Annotated in this window: 14 protein-coding genes and 3 tRNA genes; all 17 read left to right on the top strand. The window is 62.9% G+C overall.

Features of this window, described 5'->3' with window-relative positions; all coding sequences use genetic code 11:
• Positions 1 to 33 precede the first annotated feature (33 nt).
• Positions 34 to 798 (top strand): class I SAM-dependent methyltransferase, encoded by a 765-nt coding sequence (locus QMK47_RS19630; RefSeq protein ID WP_320389179.1) that lies wholly within the window; start codon positions 34 to 36, stop codon positions 796 to 798.
• A gap of 66 nt (positions 799 to 864) precedes the next feature.
• Positions 865 to 1,947 carry a 3-isopropylmalate dehydrogenase gene (gene leuB / locus QMK47_RS19625; RefSeq protein ID WP_258688859.1) on the top strand — a complete coding sequence of 361 codons (1,083 nt, stop codon included), beginning with the start codon at positions 865 to 867 and terminating at the stop codon, positions 1,945 to 1,947.
• 54 nt (positions 1,948 to 2,001) lie between these two features.
• Positions 2,002 to 3,114, top strand: a complete 1,113-nt coding sequence (gene asd, locus QMK47_RS19620) for an aspartate-semialdehyde dehydrogenase (protein ID WP_003203857.1) — start codon at positions 2,002 to 2,004, stop codon at positions 3,112 to 3,114.
• A gap of 249 nt (positions 3,115 to 3,363) precedes the next feature.
• Positions 3,364 to 4,374 carry an aspartate-semialdehyde dehydrogenase gene (locus QMK47_RS19615; RefSeq protein WP_320389178.1) on the top strand — a complete coding sequence of 337 codons (1,011 nt, stop codon included), beginning with the start codon at positions 3,364 to 3,366 and terminating at the stop codon, positions 4,372 to 4,374.
• Positions 4,375 to 4,584: 210 nt separating this feature from the next.
• Entirely contained in the window at positions 4,585 to 7,179 is a 2,595-nt protein-coding gene (locus QMK47_RS19610; RefSeq protein ID WP_320389176.1) for a FimV/HubP family polar landmark protein, read from the top strand.
• Between the two features lie 385 nt (positions 7,180 to 7,564).
• A complete protein-coding gene (truA, locus tag QMK47_RS19605) occupies positions 7,565 to 8,389 on the top strand; it encodes a tRNA pseudouridine(38-40) synthase TruA (protein ID WP_320390544.1) in 825 nt (274 codons plus the stop codon).
• Between the two features lie 63 nt (positions 8,390 to 8,452).
• Positions 8,453 to 9,085, top strand: coding sequence for a phosphoribosylanthranilate isomerase (locus QMK47_RS19600; protein WP_320389175.1), 633 nt, complete (start codon positions 8,453 to 8,455; stop codon positions 9,083 to 9,085).
• A gap of 252 nt (positions 9,086 to 9,337) precedes the next feature.
• Entirely contained in the window at positions 9,338 to 10,258 is a 921-nt protein-coding gene (accD, locus tag QMK47_RS19595) for an acetyl-CoA carboxylase, carboxyltransferase subunit beta (protein WP_018610823.1), read from the top strand.
• The gene (folC, locus tag QMK47_RS19590) at positions 10,255 to 11,562 is read left to right on the top strand and encodes a bifunctional tetrahydrofolate synthase/dihydrofolate synthase (protein ID WP_320389173.1); all 1,308 of its coding nucleotides are present in this window, start codon (positions 10,255 to 10,257) and stop codon (positions 11,560 to 11,562) included. Before accD ends, folC begins: the two co-directional genes overlap by 4 nt.
• Positions 11,546 to 12,217 carry an SPOR domain-containing protein gene (locus tag QMK47_RS19585; protein ID WP_320389171.1) on the top strand — a complete coding sequence of 224 codons (672 nt, stop codon included), beginning with the start codon at positions 11,546 to 11,548 and terminating at the stop codon, positions 12,215 to 12,217. Before folC ends, QMK47_RS19585 begins: the two co-directional genes overlap by 17 nt.
• Before the next feature lie 89 nt (positions 12,218 to 12,306).
• Positions 12,307 to 12,867 (top strand): CvpA family protein, encoded by a 561-nt coding sequence (locus QMK47_RS19580; protein ID WP_003179770.1) that lies wholly within the window; start codon positions 12,307 to 12,309, stop codon positions 12,865 to 12,867.
• 40 nt (positions 12,868 to 12,907) lie between these two features.
• On the top strand, positions 12,908 to 14,413 hold the full coding sequence (gene purF / locus QMK47_RS19575) for an amidophosphoribosyltransferase (RefSeq protein WP_003203840.1): 1,506 nt from the start codon (positions 12,908 to 12,910) through the stop codon (positions 14,411 to 14,413).
• A gap of 58 nt (positions 14,414 to 14,471) precedes the next feature.
• A complete protein-coding gene (locus QMK47_RS19570) occupies positions 14,472 to 15,683 on the top strand; it encodes an O-succinylhomoserine sulfhydrylase (protein ID WP_214510514.1) in 1,212 nt (403 codons plus the stop codon).
• Positions 15,680 to 16,453, top strand: a complete 774-nt coding sequence (locus tag QMK47_RS19565) for an SDR family oxidoreductase (protein WP_214510515.1) — start codon at positions 15,680 to 15,682, stop codon at positions 16,451 to 16,453. Before QMK47_RS19570 ends, QMK47_RS19565 begins: the two co-directional genes overlap by 4 nt.
• Before the next feature lie 102 nt (positions 16,454 to 16,555).
• Positions 16,556 to 16,631: transfer RNA gene (locus tag QMK47_RS19560), tRNA-Val, on the top strand.
• A 58-nt stretch (positions 16,632 to 16,689) separates the two neighbouring features.
• A tRNA-Asp gene (locus QMK47_RS19555) sits at positions 16,690 to 16,766 on the top strand.
• Positions 16,767 to 16,855: 89 nt separating this feature from the next.
• Positions 16,856 to 16,932 (top strand) — tRNA-Asp (locus tag QMK47_RS19550).
• The last annotated feature ends 24 nt before the right edge of the window (positions 16,933 to 16,956 follow it).

The raw sequence follows: 16,956 nt of genomic DNA, 5'->3' as shown, positions 1-16,956 counted from the left end.
CGCCCAGGCAACACAACACCACAAGGACATCCCATGACCAGCACCGCCCACAGTCAGGTTGTACAAAAGCAATTCGGTGAACAGGCCTCGGCCTATCTGAGCAGTGCCGTGCACGCCCAGGGCGCTGAATTCGCGTTGCTGCAAGCTGCGTTGGCCGGCCGTGGCGATGCCCGGGTGCTGGACCTGGGGTGCGGCGCCGGCCATGTGAGTTTCCATGTAGCGCCGCTGGCCGGTGAAGTAGTGGCTTATGATTTGTCCCAGCAAATGCTCGACGTGGTCGCCACGGCAGCTGCCGAGCGTGGCCTGGGCAATGTCGGCACGGTATGCGGCGCCGCTGAGCGCTTGCCGTTCGCCGACGCTGAGTTCGACTTCGTGTTCAGCCGCTATTCGGCGCATCATTGGAGCGACCTGGGCCTGGCGTTGCGGGAAGTGCGCCGGGTGCTCAAGCCGGGCGGCGTGGTGGCGTTCATCGACGTCCTGTCGCCTGGCATGCCGTTGCTGGACACGTACCTGCAAAGCGTCGAAGTGCTGCGCGACACCAGCCACGTGCGCGATTATTCTGCCGGCGAGTGGTTGCGCCAGGTCAGCGAGGCGGGGTTGCACACCCGCAGCACCTCGCGCCAGCGCCTGCGCCTTGAATACCGCTCCTGGGTCGAGCGCATGCGCACCCCCGAGGTGATGCGGGCGGCGATTCTCCAGCTGCAGCGTTCGATGGGCGATGAAGTGCGTGAATATTTTGAGATTGAGGCCGATGGTTCGTTCAGTACAGATGTGTTGGTGCTGTGGGCCGAGCGATAGCATTTTTCCCGGCCAGGCGTTGGGTACAAAGCCCAGGCGTGTGCCGACAGAGCAAACGAGGAAAGCATGAGCAAGCAGATTCTGATTCTCCCAGGTGATGGCATTGGTCCGGAAATCATGGCCGAAGCGGTCAAGGTCCTGGAACTGGCGAACGACAAGTACGGCCTTGGCTTCGAACTCAGCCACGACGTGATCGGCGGCGCAGCCATCGACAAGCACGGCGTGCCCCTGGCCGATGAAACCCTGGACCGTGCCCGTGCAGCCGATGCCGTGCTGCTGGGCGCCGTGGGCGGCCCGAAATGGGACAAGATCGAACGCGACATCCGTCCTGAGCGCGGCCTGCTGAAGATCCGTGCGCAACTGGGTCTGTTCGGCAACCTGCGTCCGGCGATTCTCTACCCGCAACTGGCCGATGCATCGAGCCTGAAGCCGGAAATCGTCGCGGGCCTGGACATCCTCATCGTCCGCGAGTTGACCGGCGGCATCTACTTCGGCGCCCCGCGTGGCACCCGTGAGCTGGAAAATGGCGAGCGCCAGGCCTATGACACCCTGCCGTACAGCGAAAGCGAAATCCGCCGTATCGCCCGGGTTGGCTTCGACATGGCCCGCGTGCGTGGCAAGAAGCTGTGCTCGGTGGACAAGGCCAACGTACTGGCTTCCAGCCAACTGTGGCGTGAAGTGGTCGAGCAGGTGGCCAAGGATTACCCGGACATCGAGCTGAGCCACATGTACGTCGACAACGCCGCCATGCAACTGGTGCGTGCGCCGAAGCAGTTCGACGTGATCGTCACCGACAACCTGTTCGGCGACATCCTGTCCGACGAAGCGTCGATGCTCACCGGCTCCATCGGCATGCTGCCGTCGGCTTCCCTGGACGCCAACAACAAGGGCATGTACGAGCCGTGCCATGGTTCGGCGCCAGACATCGCCGGGCAGGACATTGCCAACCCGTTGGCGACCATCCTGTCGGTGTCGATGATGCTGCGCTACAGCTTCAATTTGAACGATGCCGCCGACGCGATCGAAAAAGCCGTCAGCGTGGTCTTGGACCAAGGCTTGCGCACCGGTGATATCTGGTCGCAAGGTTGTACCAAAGTCGGTACGCAGCAAATGGGCGATGCAGTAGTCGCCGCGCTGCGGAATCTGTAATCTTTCGGGCCCACCGCTCCGACGGTGGCCCACTTTTGTATAGGTGTAGTTGCGATGAAACGTGTAGGTCTGATCGGTTGGCGCGGCATGGTCGGTTCCGTGCTCATGCAGCGAATGCTGGAAGAGCAGGATTTCGATCTCATTGAGCCGGTGTTCTTCACCACTTCCAATGTCGGTGGCCAGGGCCCGTCCGTGGGCAAGGACACCGGTGCGCTCAAGGATGCCTACAGCATCGAAGAGCTCAAGACCCTCGACGTGATCCTGACCTGCCAGGGTGGCGACTACACCAGCGAAGTTTTCCCCAAGCTGCGTGAAGCCGGCTGGCAGGGTTACTGGATCGACGCCGCTTCCAGCCTGCGCATGCAGGACGACGCGGTGATCGTCCTCGACCCGGTGAACCGCAAGGTCATCGACCAGCAGCTGGACGCGGGCACCAAGAACTACATCGGCGGCAACTGCACTGTCAGCCTGATGCTGATGGGCCTGGGCGGCCTGTTCGAAGCTGGTCTGGTGGAGTGGATGAGCGCCATGACCTACCAGGCGGCGTCCGGTGCCGGCGCGCAGAACATGCGTGAGCTGATCAAGCAGATGGGCGCCACCCACGCCGCCGTCGCCGACGACCTGGCCAATCCGGCCAGCGCCATCCTCGACATCGACCGCAAGGTCGCCGAGGCGATGCGCAGCGATGCCTACCCGACCGAGAACTTCGGCGTACCGCTGGCCGGCAGCCTGATCCCCTGGATCGACAAGGAACTGCCTAACGGCCAGAGCCGCGAAGAGTGGAAGGCCCAGGCCGAAACCAACAAGATCCTGGGTCGCTTCAAGAGCCCGATCCCGGTGGACGGCATCTGCGTGCGCATCGGCGCCATGCGCTGCCACAGCCAGGCGCTGACCATCAAGCTGAACAAAGACGTGCCGATCGCCGACATCGAAGGGCTGATCAGCCAGCACAACCCTTGGGTCAAGCTGGTGCCGAACAACCGCGAAATCAGCATGCAGGAGCTGAGCCCGACCAAGGTCACCGGCACCCTGAACGTACCGGTGGGCCGTCTGCGCAAACTGAACATGGGTTCGCAATTCGTCGGTGCCTTCACCGTCGGCGACCAACTGCTGTGGGGCGCGGCCGAACCGCTGCGTCGCATGCTGCGGATCCTGCTCGAGCGTTGATCGATTGCTGCGGTGAAAGAACCCGTGCCTTGTGAGAGGTGCGGGTTTTTTATTGGGGGGCAATTGTGTATCAGGGCGGGCCTCATCGCGAGCTCGCTCCCACAGGTTTTGTGGTCACTGAAGATCCCATGTGGGAGCGAGCTTGCTCGCGATGAGGCCCGCCCAGGCACTGCAAACCCTCCGGCCAATTGCCTGCATACCCACCACCCGGTAAAGTGCCGCTCCCCACGTTTTACCTGAGGTAGACCCATGAGCCAGTCCTTTGATATTGCCGTGATCGGCGCCACCGGTACTGTCGGCGAAACCCTCGTCCAGATTCTCGAAGAGCGGGACTTCCCGGTCGGCAACCTGCACCTGCTGGCCAGCAGCGAATCGGCAGGCAGCTCGGTGATGTTCCGCGGCAAAAACGTGCGGGTGCGCGAAGTCGACGAATTCGATTTCAGCAAAGTCCAACTGGTGTTCTTCGCCGCCGGCCCGGCGGTGACCCTGAGTTTCGCCCCGCGGGCCACGGCGGCTGGCTGTGCGCTGATCGACCTGTCCGGCGCCTTGCCGCCCGAACAGGCGCCGCAGATTGTGCCGGAAGCCAATGCCCAGGTGCTCGCCGGTTTGAGCAAGCCGTTGCAGGTCAGCAGCCCCAGCGCTTCGGCCACGGCCTTGGCGGTCGTGCTGGCGCCGCTGCGCGAATGCCTGGACTTGCAACGCATCAGCCTGACCGCCAGCCTCGCCGTGTCGGCCCAGGGCCGCGTGGCCGTGAGCGAATTGGCGCGCCAGACCGCCGAGCTGCTCAACGCCCGTCCGCTGGAGCCGAAATTCTTTGATCGGCAGATGGCGTTCAACCTGCTGGCCCAGGTCGGCACCCCGGACGAGCAGGGCCATACGCAGCTGGAAAAGCGCCTGGTCCGCGAGTTGCGCCAGGTGCTGAATCAACCTTTGTTAAAGATTTCCGTAACTTGCATTCAAGCCCCGGTGTTTTTTGGCGATAGCTTTAGCGTGACTGTGCAGTCTGCGAGCCCCATCGACCTGGCCAAGGTCAACACGGCGTTGGAAGCGGCACCCGGTATCGAGCTGGTGGAGGCGGGCGATTACCCGACGGCGGTGGGCGATGCGGTGGGGCAGGATGTGGTCTACGTTGGTCGTGTGCGCGGTGGGATCGACGATCCGGCGGAACTAAATATGTGGCTGACGTCAGATAACGTGCGCAAGGGCGCGGCGCTCAATGCCGTGCAGGTGGCTGAGTTGTTGATAAAAGACTTGCTGTAAAAGATACTTGGCGTCAATTTGTCGAATGATTCTAGCCGGGCGCTATGCTTGGTCGGAATGCTGAAGGCGAACATCCCTCTGGGGGACTTTCCCGGGGCATGAGTGAAATGATCGCGCGCACCGTCGCTTCGGGGCTGCGCGCAATGCCTTACGGCAGCGGCATCAATACCTTCTCGCTGGCCGAGGAATGTTCAAACAAAGGAAGAGGCTATGGTTCAAGTTCGCAAACTGGTGTTAGCAATAGCGGCCGCCTCGGCGCTGTCCTCCGGTATGGCGCAAGCGCTCGGGCTCGGGGAATTGACCCTGAAGTCGACGCCGAACCAGCCCCTGGTCGCCGAGATCGAGTTGCTCGACGTCCAGCAGCTGACCGCCGCCGAAGTCGTGCCGAGCCTGGCCTCGCCCGATGACTTCGCCAAGGCCGGCGTCGACCGCCAGGCCTTTCTCAATGACCTGAGCTTCACCCCGGTGATCAACGCCAATGGCAAGAGCGTCCTGCGGGTAACGTCCAGCCGGCCGCTGTCCGAACCCATGGTCAAGTTCCTGGTGCAGGTGATGTGGCCCAACGGCCGTCTGCTGCGCGACTACAGCGTATTGCTCGATCCTTCCAAATTCTCGCCACAGGCCGCCGACGCCGCCCGGGCGAAACCGCCCCAGGTCGTGTCCACGCCGGTCACCGGGGCCACCAAGCCTTCGCAATACACCACCACGCCGCGCGATACCCTGTGGGAAATCGCCGCCAAGGCGCGCAACGGTGGGTCGGTCCAGCAAACCATGCTGGCGATCCAGGCGTTGAACCCGAACGCATTCATCAACGGCAACATCAACCTGCTCAAGACCGGTCAGGTCTTGCGCCTGCCGGACCCCGTGCAAAGCACTGCGTTGCCGCAACCCCAGGCCATCGCTGAAGTGGCTGCGCAGAACGCCGCCTGGCGCTCGGGTCGTCGTGGCGTGGCGGGTGCTGGCAAGCAGCAGTTGGATGCCACCAAGCGTGGCCGTGGCGAAGGCGCGCCGGCACAGGCTGCCGGTCGCGACAACTTGAGCCTGGTGTCGGCCGACTCGGCGAAGGCGGGCGGCAAGGGCAAGGGCGCTGCCGGCGATGCCCAGGCGCTCACCAACAAGCTTGCAGTCACCCAGGAAAGCCTCGACTCGGCTCGCCGGGATAACGAAGAACTGAAAAGCCGCATGGCGGATCTGCAGAGCCAACTGGACAAACTGCAGCGCCTGATCGAGCTGAAGAACAACCAACTGGCCAAGATGCAGGCCGAAGGTGCCGCCGTTCCTCCTGCTGGCGAGGCACCTCCTGCAATGTCCGCAGAGTTGACCCCTGCGCCAGCGGCACAGGCCCCGACGGCTGCGCCTGCGCCAGAGGCGGTCCCGGAAGCGACGCCGCCTGCCGCTCCGGTCGAGCCGACGCCTGCCGCGTCCAACGAGCAAAAATACAACGACCTGCTGACCAACCCGATCCTGCTGGGATTGATTGGCGGCGGCGCGCTGCTCCTGCTGTTGCTGCTGTTGCTGCTCGCCCGTCGCCGCAAGGCTCAACAGGAAGCGGAAAAGCACTTGCGCATGGCCCGAGCCCTCGAGGAGGAGGCTGACTTCTCCCCGGAGCTCGATCTGCCCCCGAGCAGCTTCGAGGGCATTGACGTTCCGCCACCGAGCGTAAAACTCGAGCCAAAACCCGCGCCTGCCCCTGCACCAGTCCCCAAGCCGGCCCCGGTGGTCGCGCCTGTGGTGGTCACACCGCCTATCGCGGCGCCATTGGTGGCTCCGGCTGCCGAGCGCTCCGACGACGTGCTGCCCCAGGCCCAGTCCCATATCGACCGCGGTCGCTTGAACCAGGCCGCCGACCTGCTTGAACAGGGCATCAAGGCCGAGCCCCAGCGCAGCGACCTGCGCCTGAAGCTAATGGAAGTCTACGGTCAGCAGGGCGACCGCGACGCTTTCGTCGCCCAGGAACGCCAGTTGGTGGCCAATGGCGAGAATTTCGCCCAGGTCGAACAGCTGAAAAGCCGTTTCCCGGCCATGGTGGTCGCCACCGCGGCAGGCCTGGCCGCCGCGACAGTGGCAGCGGAGCTGGACGCGCAGTACGTCAAGGACCTGTTGGAAGACAAGACGCCGACCGACGAGGAGCTGGACAGCGCCTTTGACTTGAGCCTGGATGACCTGGAAACGACCCCGGTCGCACCGACACCAGAGCCTGTCGCTGAGCTGGACGCGTTCCCGGAAGACGACGACCTGAGTTTCGAGTCGGTGCTCAAGCAACAGACTCAAGCCAACGAAAGCCTGGACGACCTGTCGGAATTCGACCTGGACCTGGGTGCCGATGCGCCGACCCCGATCCCGGCGCTCGACGATGAAGACTTCCTGCTCGATCTGGACGACGACCTCAAGGGCCTGGACTTGCCTGCGACTGAAACGCCAGCCTTGGCCGACATCCCAGCCGACGATCTCGAACTGCCGGCGGATTTCGATCTGTCCCTGTCTGACGAAATGGACGCGCACGATGCGCCCAAGGATGCCTTCGAGTCCGAGCTGGACGATGTAAACGCCGAGTTGGATCGCCTGTCCGACACGCTGGGCCAGCCAACGTTTACCGCCGAAGATGCTCTGGTCGGTGCTGAAGACGAACCCGACTTCGACTTCCTTAGCGGTACCGACGAAGTGGCGACCAAGCTCGATCTGGCCCAGGCCTACATCGACATGGGCGACAACGACGGCGCCCGCGACATCCTCGGCGAAGTCCTCAGCGAAGGCGACGCCACCCAGAAGAGCGAAGCGCAGGAGATGTTGTCGCGCCTGGCTTGAGTCAGCGATTGAACAAAAACGGCAGCCGGTGAGGCTGCCGTTTTTGTTTGTGGGCAATTCACGCTGCTCTTGTGGCGAGGGAGCTTGCTCCCGCTCGAGTGCGCAGCGCTCGCAAAAGTGCTCGACGCGCCATGGAGAGGGTCTGCTTCGCAGCCCAGCGGGAGCAAGCTCCCTCGCCACAAGGACTTGTCTTGGTCTGAAAAATCATCTGGGCTCCTGTGGGAGCGAGCTTGCTCCGGGCGGCGATCCGACGATGGCGCCAGACCATTCAACACAGGATCACCCGTCGGACTGGCATCCCAAGCCATCGGCCTTATAATGCCCGCCTTTGCGTACCTCAGCAGGCTGTAATTCCTTGGCAAACATAGACAACCCGGCCGCCGAAATGGCGGCCGACGGCTTTTTCCGGATCGCCTTGGGCGTTGAATACAAAGGCTCGCGCTATCGTGGCTGGCAGCGCCAGGCTTCCGGTGTATTGACGGTGCAGGAAACCCTTGAAAACGCCCTGTCCAAAGTCGCCGACTCGCCCGTGTCGCTGCATTGCGCCGGCCGTACCGATGCTGGCGTGCATGCCTGCGGCCAAGTGGTGCATTTCGACACCCAGGTCGAGCGTTCGATGAAGGCTTGGGTGATGGGCGCCAACATCAACTTGCCCCACGACGTCAGCGTCAGTTGGGCGAAGGTGATGCCGGCGCACTTCCATGCCCGCTTCAAGGCCATCGCCCGGCGGTATCGCTACGTGATCTACAACGATCAGATCCGCCCGGCGCACCTGAACGAAGAAATCACCTGGAATCACCGCCCGCTGGACGTCGAGCGCATGGCCGAGGCCGCGCAATACCTGGTCGGCGTGCACGACTTCAGCGCCTTTCGCGCCGGCCAGTGCCAGGCCAAGTCACCGATCAAGGAATTGCACCATCTGCGCGTGACCCGTCATGGCAAGATAATCGTGCTCGACATCCGCGCCAGCGCGTTCCTGCATCACATGGTGCGCAACATTGCCGGCGTGTTGATGACCATTGGTGCTGGCGAACGGCCGGTGGAGTGGATCAAAGAAGTGCTCGACAGTCGTGTCCGTCGCTCCGGTGGCGTCACGGCGCACCCGTTTGGCTTGTACCTGGTAAAGGTCGAATATCGCGATGAGTTCGAGCTGCCGGAGCGTTACATCGGGCCACATTTCCTCACGGGCTTCTCGGAACTCGACGGCTGACGCCCTCCGCAGCATTTGCTACCATCCGGGACTTTCACGGATTTGCCTGAGGTTTTACCCATCATGCCGGTCGTTCGCAGCAAGATTTGCGGGATCACCCGCGTCGAGGACGCGTTGGCGGCTGTCGAGGCCGGGGCCGATGCCATCGGGCTGGTGTTCTACGCCAAGAGCCCGCGCGCGGTGACGGTGCAGCAGGCGAGGGCGATCATCGAGGCCTTGCCGCCATTCGTGACGTCCGTGGGCCTGTTCGTCAATGCCAGTCGTTGCGAGTTGGGCGAAATACTCGATGCGGTGCCGCTGGGCTTGTTGCAGTTCCATGGCGACGAGGCCCAAGCCGATTGCGAAGGCTGGCATCGTCCGTACATCAAGGCGTTGCGGGTCAAGGCCGGGGATGACATTGCCGCCAGTTGCGCAGCGTTCGCCAGTGCCAGCGGCATTTTGCTGGACACCTATGTGGAAGGCGTTCCCGGAGGGACCGGCGAAGCGTTCGATTGGTCGCTGGTGCCCCAAGGCTTGGACAAACCGATTATCCTGGCCGGTGGCCTGACCGTGGACAACGTGGCCCAGGCCATTCGCCAGGTTCGCCCTTACGCGGTGGACGTGAGCGGAGGCGTGGAGCAGAGCAAGGGCATCAAGGACCCTGCAAAGATTCGTGCATTCATGGCCGCTGTGCGCAGTAACCAGTCGTCAATGTGACGGCTGGCAGACTGCCGCCGTCCATACCAGCACTGTACAAAACAGGCAGGCGCCGCCTCCGGGTGGGCCGATAGCGAAGTGGCAGCCGCCGTGCGGTTGCCGGGATGGCTGAGGAAGGTTGGGTTGCACGCAGGTCATGTCTTGCACTGACCGTGGCGGCCCCTCGACTCGCCGCACAATGAATTTAGCTCAAGGGCATACGCGGGGCCGCGAACCAAAGCGTTCGGGCCGCCGGTACTGGAGAAAGAAAGCATGAGCAACTGGTTGGTAGACAAACTGATCCCTTCGATCATGCGTTCCGAGGTGAAGAAAAGCTCGGTGCCTGAAGGTCTGTGGCACAAATGTCCATCCTGCGAAGCGGTGCTGTACCGTCCTGAGCTGGAAAAGACCCTGGACGTTTGCCCCAAGTGCAACCACCACATGCGCATCGGCGCGCGTGCCCGTATCGACATTTTCCTCGATGCCGAAGGCCGTGTTGAGCTGGGTGCCGACCTGGAGCCAGTGGATCGCCTGAAATTCCGCGACGGCAAGAAATACAAAGACCGCCTGACCGCTGCCCAGAAGCAGACCGGCGAAAAAGACGCGCTGATATCCATGACTGGCACCCTGCTGGGCATGCCGGTGGTGGTCTCGGCCTTTGAATTCTCCTTCATGGGCGGTTCCATGGGCGCCATCGTCGGTGAGCGCTTCGTTCGTGCCGCCAACTACGCTCTGGAAAACCGTTGCCCGATGATCTGCTTCGCCGCTTCCGGCGGTGCGCGGATGCAGGAAGCGCTGATCTCCCTGATGCAAATGGCCAAGACCTCCGCGGTGCTGGCGCGTCTGCGCGAAGAAGGCATTCCGTTCATCTCGGTGCTGACCGACCCGGTCTACGGCGGTGTTTCCGCCAGTCTGGCGATGCTGGGCGACGTGATCGTCGGCGAGCCGAAAGCCTTGATCGGGTTTGCCGGCCCGCGCGTGATCGAACAGACCGTGCGTGAAAAACTGCCGGAAGGCTTCCAGCGCAGTGAGTTCCTGCTGGAGCACGGCGCCATCGACATGATCATCCATCGTCAGGAGCTGCGTCCACGCCTGGGCAACCTGCTGGCGCAACTGATGGGTCTGCCGACGCCGAAATTCGTCGCCGCACCGATCGAGCCGATCGTGGTTCCGCCAGTGCCTGCCGGGCTATGACCCAACGCACCCTGGGCGACTGGCTTGCCTACCTCGAGCAGTTGCATCCATCGGCCATCGACATGGGGTTGGAGCGCTCGCAAACGGTAGCGTCCCGCATGGGACTGGCCAAGCCGGCGCCCCGGGTCATCACCGTCACCGGCACCAACGGCAAGGGTTCGACCTGCGCCTTCGTGGCTTCGCTGCTGCGGGCTCAGGGGCTGAGCGTCGGTATCTACAGCTCGCCGCACCTGCTGCGCTACAACGAGCGGGTGCAAGTGAACGGCGTCGAAGCCACTGACGCCCAGCTGTGTGAAGCCTTTGCCGCGGTGGAAGCCGGGCGAGGCGATACAACCCTCACTTATTTCGAGATGGGCACCCTGGCGGCGTTCTGGTTATTTGCCCGTGCCGGTCTCGATGCGGTCGTGCTGGAAGTGGGCCTGGGCGGACGGCTGGATACGGTCAACCTGGTGGACGCAGACATTGCCCTGGTCACCAGCATTGGCGTGGACCATGCCGATTACCTGGGCGATACCCGCGAATCCGTGGCCTTCGAGAAGGCCGGCATCTTTCGCCAGGGCGCGCCTGCGCTTTGCGGCGATCTCAATCCCCCCCAGCCGTTGCTGGACAAGGTTCGCGAATTGAGCTGCCCGTTCTTTCTACGCGGGCGGGATTTCGACCTGGCGATGACCGAGCAGCATTGGCAATGGCGCGGCAGCGACCTGCAGGGCAATCCGGTGGAGTTGCACGATCTGCCCTTGCTGGACCTGCCGATGGAAAACGCCGCGCTGGCGCTGCAGGCCTACCTGTTGCTGGGCTTGCCATGGGATGCCGGGCAAATCGTCCGGGCGCTGCAGGCGACCCGTGTGGTCGGGCGCCTCGATCGTCGTCAGTTCGATTGGCAAGGCAAGCGCCTGAACCTGTTGCTGGATGTCGGCCATAACCCCCACGCGGCGCAGTACCTGGCCGAGCGCCTGGCACGGCGGCCCGTGGTGGGGCGGCGCCTGGCGGTGTTCGGGCTGCTGTCCGACAAGGATCTGGATGGCGTTGTCGAGGCGTTGGGTGCTAGTGTCGAGCATTGGGCGGTGACGCCACTGGATTCGCCGCGCTCGCGTACAGCGGCTGAGCTGCAGGAAGCCTTGCAGCGCCATGGCGCTTCAGTGCAAGCCTACGCTAGCGTGGCCGCCGCGCTGGAAGGGCAGTGCGCCCTGGCGACGGCCGATGATGAAATCCTGCTGTTCGGATCATTTTTTTGTGTTGCCGAGGCCCTTCAATGGTTGGCCCGGCGCTCCACGGAGGAGGCTGCAGATGGCATTGCTGGATAAGGCGTACAAGCAGCGCATGGTCGGGGCCCTGGTGTTGGTGGCCCTGGCGGTGATTTTCCTGCCAATGCTGTTTTCCCGTCAGGACGAGCAACGCCAGGTCACGGTCGACGCGCCGGCCGCGCCCCAGGCGCCTTCGGTGCCGCCTGTGCAAGTCGAGCCAGTGGCGGTGCCCGAGCCCCAGGCGTTGCCTCAGGAGCCTGTGCCAAGCGACGAGGAATTGGCTGAGCAGCCTGCGGTGCCTTCTACGCCGATTGCACCTGCCCCTGCCACGCCTGCCCCCGCCGCGCCAAGCAAACCGACTGTCGCGCCGGTGCCTGTTCCAGCAACACCGGCTATCAAGCCGGCCCCGAGCCAGCCGATCACTGCGGCGCCCACCAAGCCGGACACCACGCAGAGTCGTGTGGATGCCAATGGCCTGTCGGTCAGCTGGTCGGTGCAACTGGCCAGCCTGACCAGTCGCGAAAGTGCCGAGAACTTGCAGAAAACCCTGCGCAGCCAGGGCTACAACGCCTACATCCGTTCCGCCGATGGCAAGAATCGGGTGTTTGTCGGGCCGCTGATCGAGCGTGCCGAAGCCGACCGCCTGCGTGATCTGCTCAGCCGCCAGCAGAACCTCAAGGGTTTTGTGGTGCGCTTCCAGCCAGAGCGCGGTTGACAGCGATTTAGCTGATTTGAATCGTGCAGCTTACCGACAGCCCTGCGCTCTGCTAAAATGCGCCGCCTTATCCGTCTGTAGGCTGCACCGTGCCATTTACCTGGGTTGACTGGGCGATCGTTGCGATCGTCGCCATCTCCGCATTGATCAGTCTGAGCCGCGGCTTCGTCAAGGAAGCCCTCTCGCTGCTGACCTGGATCATCGCGGGAGTCGTGGCCTGGATGTTTGGTGGTTCGCTGTCCCAGTACCTCGCCGGATACATCGAAACTCCGTCGGCTCGCGTGATCGCGGGCTGTGCCATCTTGTTTATCGCCACCTTGCTGGTTGGCGCAATGATCAATTATCTGATCGGCGAACTGATTCGCGTCACCGGGCTTTCCGGGACGGACCGGTTCCTGGGCATGGCCTTTGGCGCGGCGCGTGGCGCGTTGCTGGTGGTCGTGGCCGTCGGGCTCTTGAGCCTGGGGCCGGTACAGCAGGATACGTGGTGGCAGGAGTCCCGGCTCGTGCCTCAATTTTTATTGGTCGCAGACTGGTCCAAAAACCTGATCCTGGGTTGGAGCAGTCAGTGGCTTGCCAGCGGTATCAGCGTACCCGCTGAAATACCGTTCAAGGAACACCTCTTGCCGATGGCCAAAACGCCGCAGTAAGTGTGTTCAGTTCAGATCCATTAAGTAGGGGTTGCGTCGCATGTGTGGCATCGTCGGTATCGTCGGTAAGTCGAACGTCAATCAGGCGCTGTATGACGCGCTAACCGTGCTCCAGCACCGCGGCCAGGACGCTGCCGGTATCGTGACCAGCCATGACGGCCGGTTATTCCTGCGCAAGGACAACGGCCTGGTGCGTGATGTGTTCCACCAGCGCCATATGCAGCGCCTGGTCGGTCACATGGGTATCGGCCACGTGCGCTACCCGACCGCGGGCAGCTCGACGTCGGCTGAAGCCCAGCCGTTCTACGTCAACTCGCCTTACGGCATCACCTTGGCGCACAACGGCAACCTGACCAACGTCGAGCAACTGGCCAAGGAGATCTACGAATCTGACTTGCGCCACGTCAACACCAATTCCGACTCGGAAGTGATGCTCAACGTCTTCGCTCATGAGCTGGCCCAGCGCGGCAAGCTGCAGCCTACCGAAGAAGACGTGTTCGCCGCCGTGACCGACGTGCACAACCGTTGCGTCGGCGGCTATGCGGTGGTGGCGATGATCACCGGCTACGGCATCGTCGGCTTCCGCGATCCCCACGGTATCCGCCCGATCGTGTTCGGCCAGCGCCACACCGACGAAGGCGTCGAATACATGATCGCCTCCGAAAGCGTGTCCCTGGACGTGCTGGGCTTCACCCTGATTCGCGACCTGGCCCCGGGCGAAGCGGTCTACATCACTGAAGACGGCAAGCTGCACACCCGTCAGTGCGCGACCAACCCGTCCTTGACCCCGTGCATCTTCGAACACGTCTACCTGGCGCGTCCGGACTCGATCATCGACGGCGTCTCGGTCTACAAGGCCCGCCTGCGCATGGGTGAAAAACTGGCCGACAAGATCCTGCGCGAGCGTCCGGACCATGACATCGACGTGGTCATTCCGATCCCGGACACCAGCCGCACCGCGGCCCTGGAGCTGGCGAACCACCTGGGCGTCAAGTTCCGCGAAGGCTTCGTGAAGAACCGCTACATTGGCCGGACCTTCATCATGCCGGGCCAGGCAGCACGGAAAAAATCCGTACGCCAGAAGCTCAACGCCATCGAACTGGAATTCCGTGGCAAGAACGTGATGCTGGTGGACGACTCCATCGTGCGTGGCACCACGTGCAAGCAGATCATCCAGATGGCCCGTGAAGCCGGCGCCAAGAACGTGTATTTCTGCTCTGCGGCCCCGGCCGTGCGCTACCCTAACGTCTACGGCATCGACATGCCGAGTGCCCATGAGCTGATCGCTCATAACCGTACCACCCAGGACGTGGCCGACCTGATCGGCGCCGACTGGTTGATCTACCAGGACCTGCCGGACCTGATCGAAGCGGTCGGTGGCGGCAAGATCAAGATCGAGCACTTCGATTGCGCGGTATTCGACGGCAAGTACGTCACCGGCGACATCGACGAGGCCTACCTGAACAAGATCGAGAACGCACGTAACGATGCGTCCAAGGCCAAGACTCAGGCGGTCAGTGCGATCATCGATCTGTACAACAACTGATTAACCAACCGGCCCTGAGGGGCCGGTTTGCGTTTAAACCGATTTTAGGAGTGACAGCATGAGTCAGGATTGGGATGCCGGTCGGCTGGACAGCGACCTTGAAGGCGTAGCGTTCGATACCCTGGCGGTTCGCGCGGGTCAGCACCGTACACCGGAAGCCGAACATGGCGATCCGATGTTTTTCACCTCCAGCTACGTGTTCCGCACCGCTGCCGATGCAGCCGCACGGTTTGCTGGCGAAGTGCCGGGCAACGTTTACTCGCGCTACACCAACCCGACCGTGCGGGCCTTCGAGGAGCGCATTGCCGCCCTGGAAGGTGCCGAGCAAGCCGTGGCCACTGCCACCGGCATGGCTGCGATCATGGCCGTGGTGATGAGCCTGTGCAGCGCTGGCGACCACGTGCTGGTGTCGCGCAGCGTCTTCGGCTCGACCATCAGCCTGTTCGAAAAGTACTTCAAGCGCTTTGGCGTGGAAGTCGATTACGTGCCCCTGGCGGACCTGTCCGCTTGGGATGCGGCAATCAAGGCCAATACCAAGCTGTTGTTCGTCGAGTCGCCTTCCAACCCCCTGGCCGAGCTGGTGGACATCGCCGCGCTGGCGGAAATCGCCCACGCCAAGGGCGCCATGCTGGTGGTCGATAACTGCTTCTGTACCCCGGCGCTGCAACAACCGCTGAAGTTGGGTGCGGACGTGGTGGTGCATTCGGCGACCAAGTTCATCGACGGCCAGGGCCGTTGCATGGGTGGCGTGGTGGCCGGTCGTAGCGAGCAGATGAAGGAAGTAGTGGGCTTTTTGCGCACTGCAGGCCCGACCCTCAGCCCGTTCAACGCCTGGATCTTCCTCAAGGGCCTGGAAACCCTCGGCCTGCGCATGAAAGCCCATTGCGCCAACGCCCAGGCCCTGGCCGAGTGGCTGGAGCAGCAGGACGGCATCGAGAAAGTGCATTACGCCGGCCTCAAGAGCCATCCGCAACATGACCTGGCCTTGCGTCAGCAACGCGGTTTCGGCGCTGTGGTGAGCTTCGAGGTCAAGGGGGGCAAGGAGGGCGCCTGGCGCTTCATCGACGCGACCCGGTTGATTTCCATCACCGCCAACCTGGGTGACAGCAAGACCACCATCACCCACCCGAGCACCACGTCCCACGGTCGCCTGTCGCCCCAGGAACGTGAATCGGCGGGTATTCGTGACAGCCTGATCCGCGTTGCGGTCGGCCTGGAAGACGTGGCCGATCTGCAAGCCGACCTGGCCCGCGGGTTGGCGGCCTTGTGATCGAGCTGGCTACGCCGCCGAGCGGCACTCATGGCCGGGTTGCACTGGTTACGGGCGCCGCACGGGGTATCGGCCTGGGCATCGCTGCCTGGTTGATCTGTGAAGGCTGGCAGGTGGTGCTGACCGACCTGGACCGCGAGCGCGGTTCCAAGGTGGCGAAGACCCTGGGCGACAATGCCTGGTTCATCGCCATGGACGTGGCGGACGAGGCGCAGGTCGCCACTGGTATCGCCGAGGTGCTCGGGCAGTTCGGGCGGCTCGACGCGCTGGTGTGCAACGCGGCCATTGCCGATCCGCACAACATCACCCTGGAAAGCCTGGACCTGGCTTATTGGAATCGGGTCCTGGCGGTGAACCTGGGTGGGCCGATGTTGCTGGCCAAGCACTGCGCGCCGTATCTGCGCGCTCACAACGGCGCCATCGTCAACCTGGCCTCGACCCGCGCCGCGCAATCGGAACCCGACACCGAAGCCTATGCGGCGAGCAAGGGCGGCTTGCTGGCCCTGACTCATGCCCTGGCAATCAGTCTCGGGCCGGAGATCCGGGTCAACGCCGTCAGCCCTGGCTGGATCGACGCGCGTGATCCCTCTCAGCGTCGCGCAGAGCCGCTGACCGACGCCGATCACGCCCAGCATCCAGCGGGCAGGGTAGGCACGGTAGAGGACGTGGCGGCGATGGTGGCGTGGCTGTTGTCGCGCAATGCCGGTTTTGTCACGGGGCAGGAGTTCGTCGTAGACGGCGGCATGACCAAGAAAATGATTTATACGTAAGTGCAGTTGCGGGTGCCGTTTGAACTGTTTTGAAAAAACTTCAACCCTGCTATTGACTTAGCTTCGGTACCTGCGTAAATTTCGCGGCCTCAACGAAGCAAAGGGTGATTAGCTCAGCTGGGAGAGCGTCTGCCTTACAAGCAGAATGTCGGCGGTTCGATCCCGTCATCACCCACCATGTTTTACGAGAGTTTTGCGAAAGCAAGACGGAAGCTGTCAAAAGCCTCCACCGACGCGCAGCGGTAGTTCAGTCGGTTAGAATACCGGCCTGTCACGCCGGGGGTCGCGGGTTCGAGTCCCGTCCGCTGCGCCATATTTTCCGAAGCAGGTTCGCCTGGTTCGAGATTCAAGCCCAAGGGTTTGGATCAGATGAGTTAACTGGACGCAAGTCCATAGCGATACGCAGCGGTAGTTCAGTCGGTTAGAATACCGGCCTGTCACGCCGGGGGTCGCGGGTTCGAGTCCCGTCCGCTGCGCCATATCTGCTTCGAGGCCCACTGAAC

This window comes from Pseudomonas sp. P9_35 (assembly GCF_034008205.1).
In the GTDB taxonomy this organism is placed as follows: domain Bacteria; phylum Pseudomonadota; class Gammaproteobacteria; order Pseudomonadales; family Pseudomonadaceae; genus Aquipseudomonas; species Aquipseudomonas kilonensis.
This window is presented reverse-complemented; position numbering and strand designations above follow the sequence as displayed.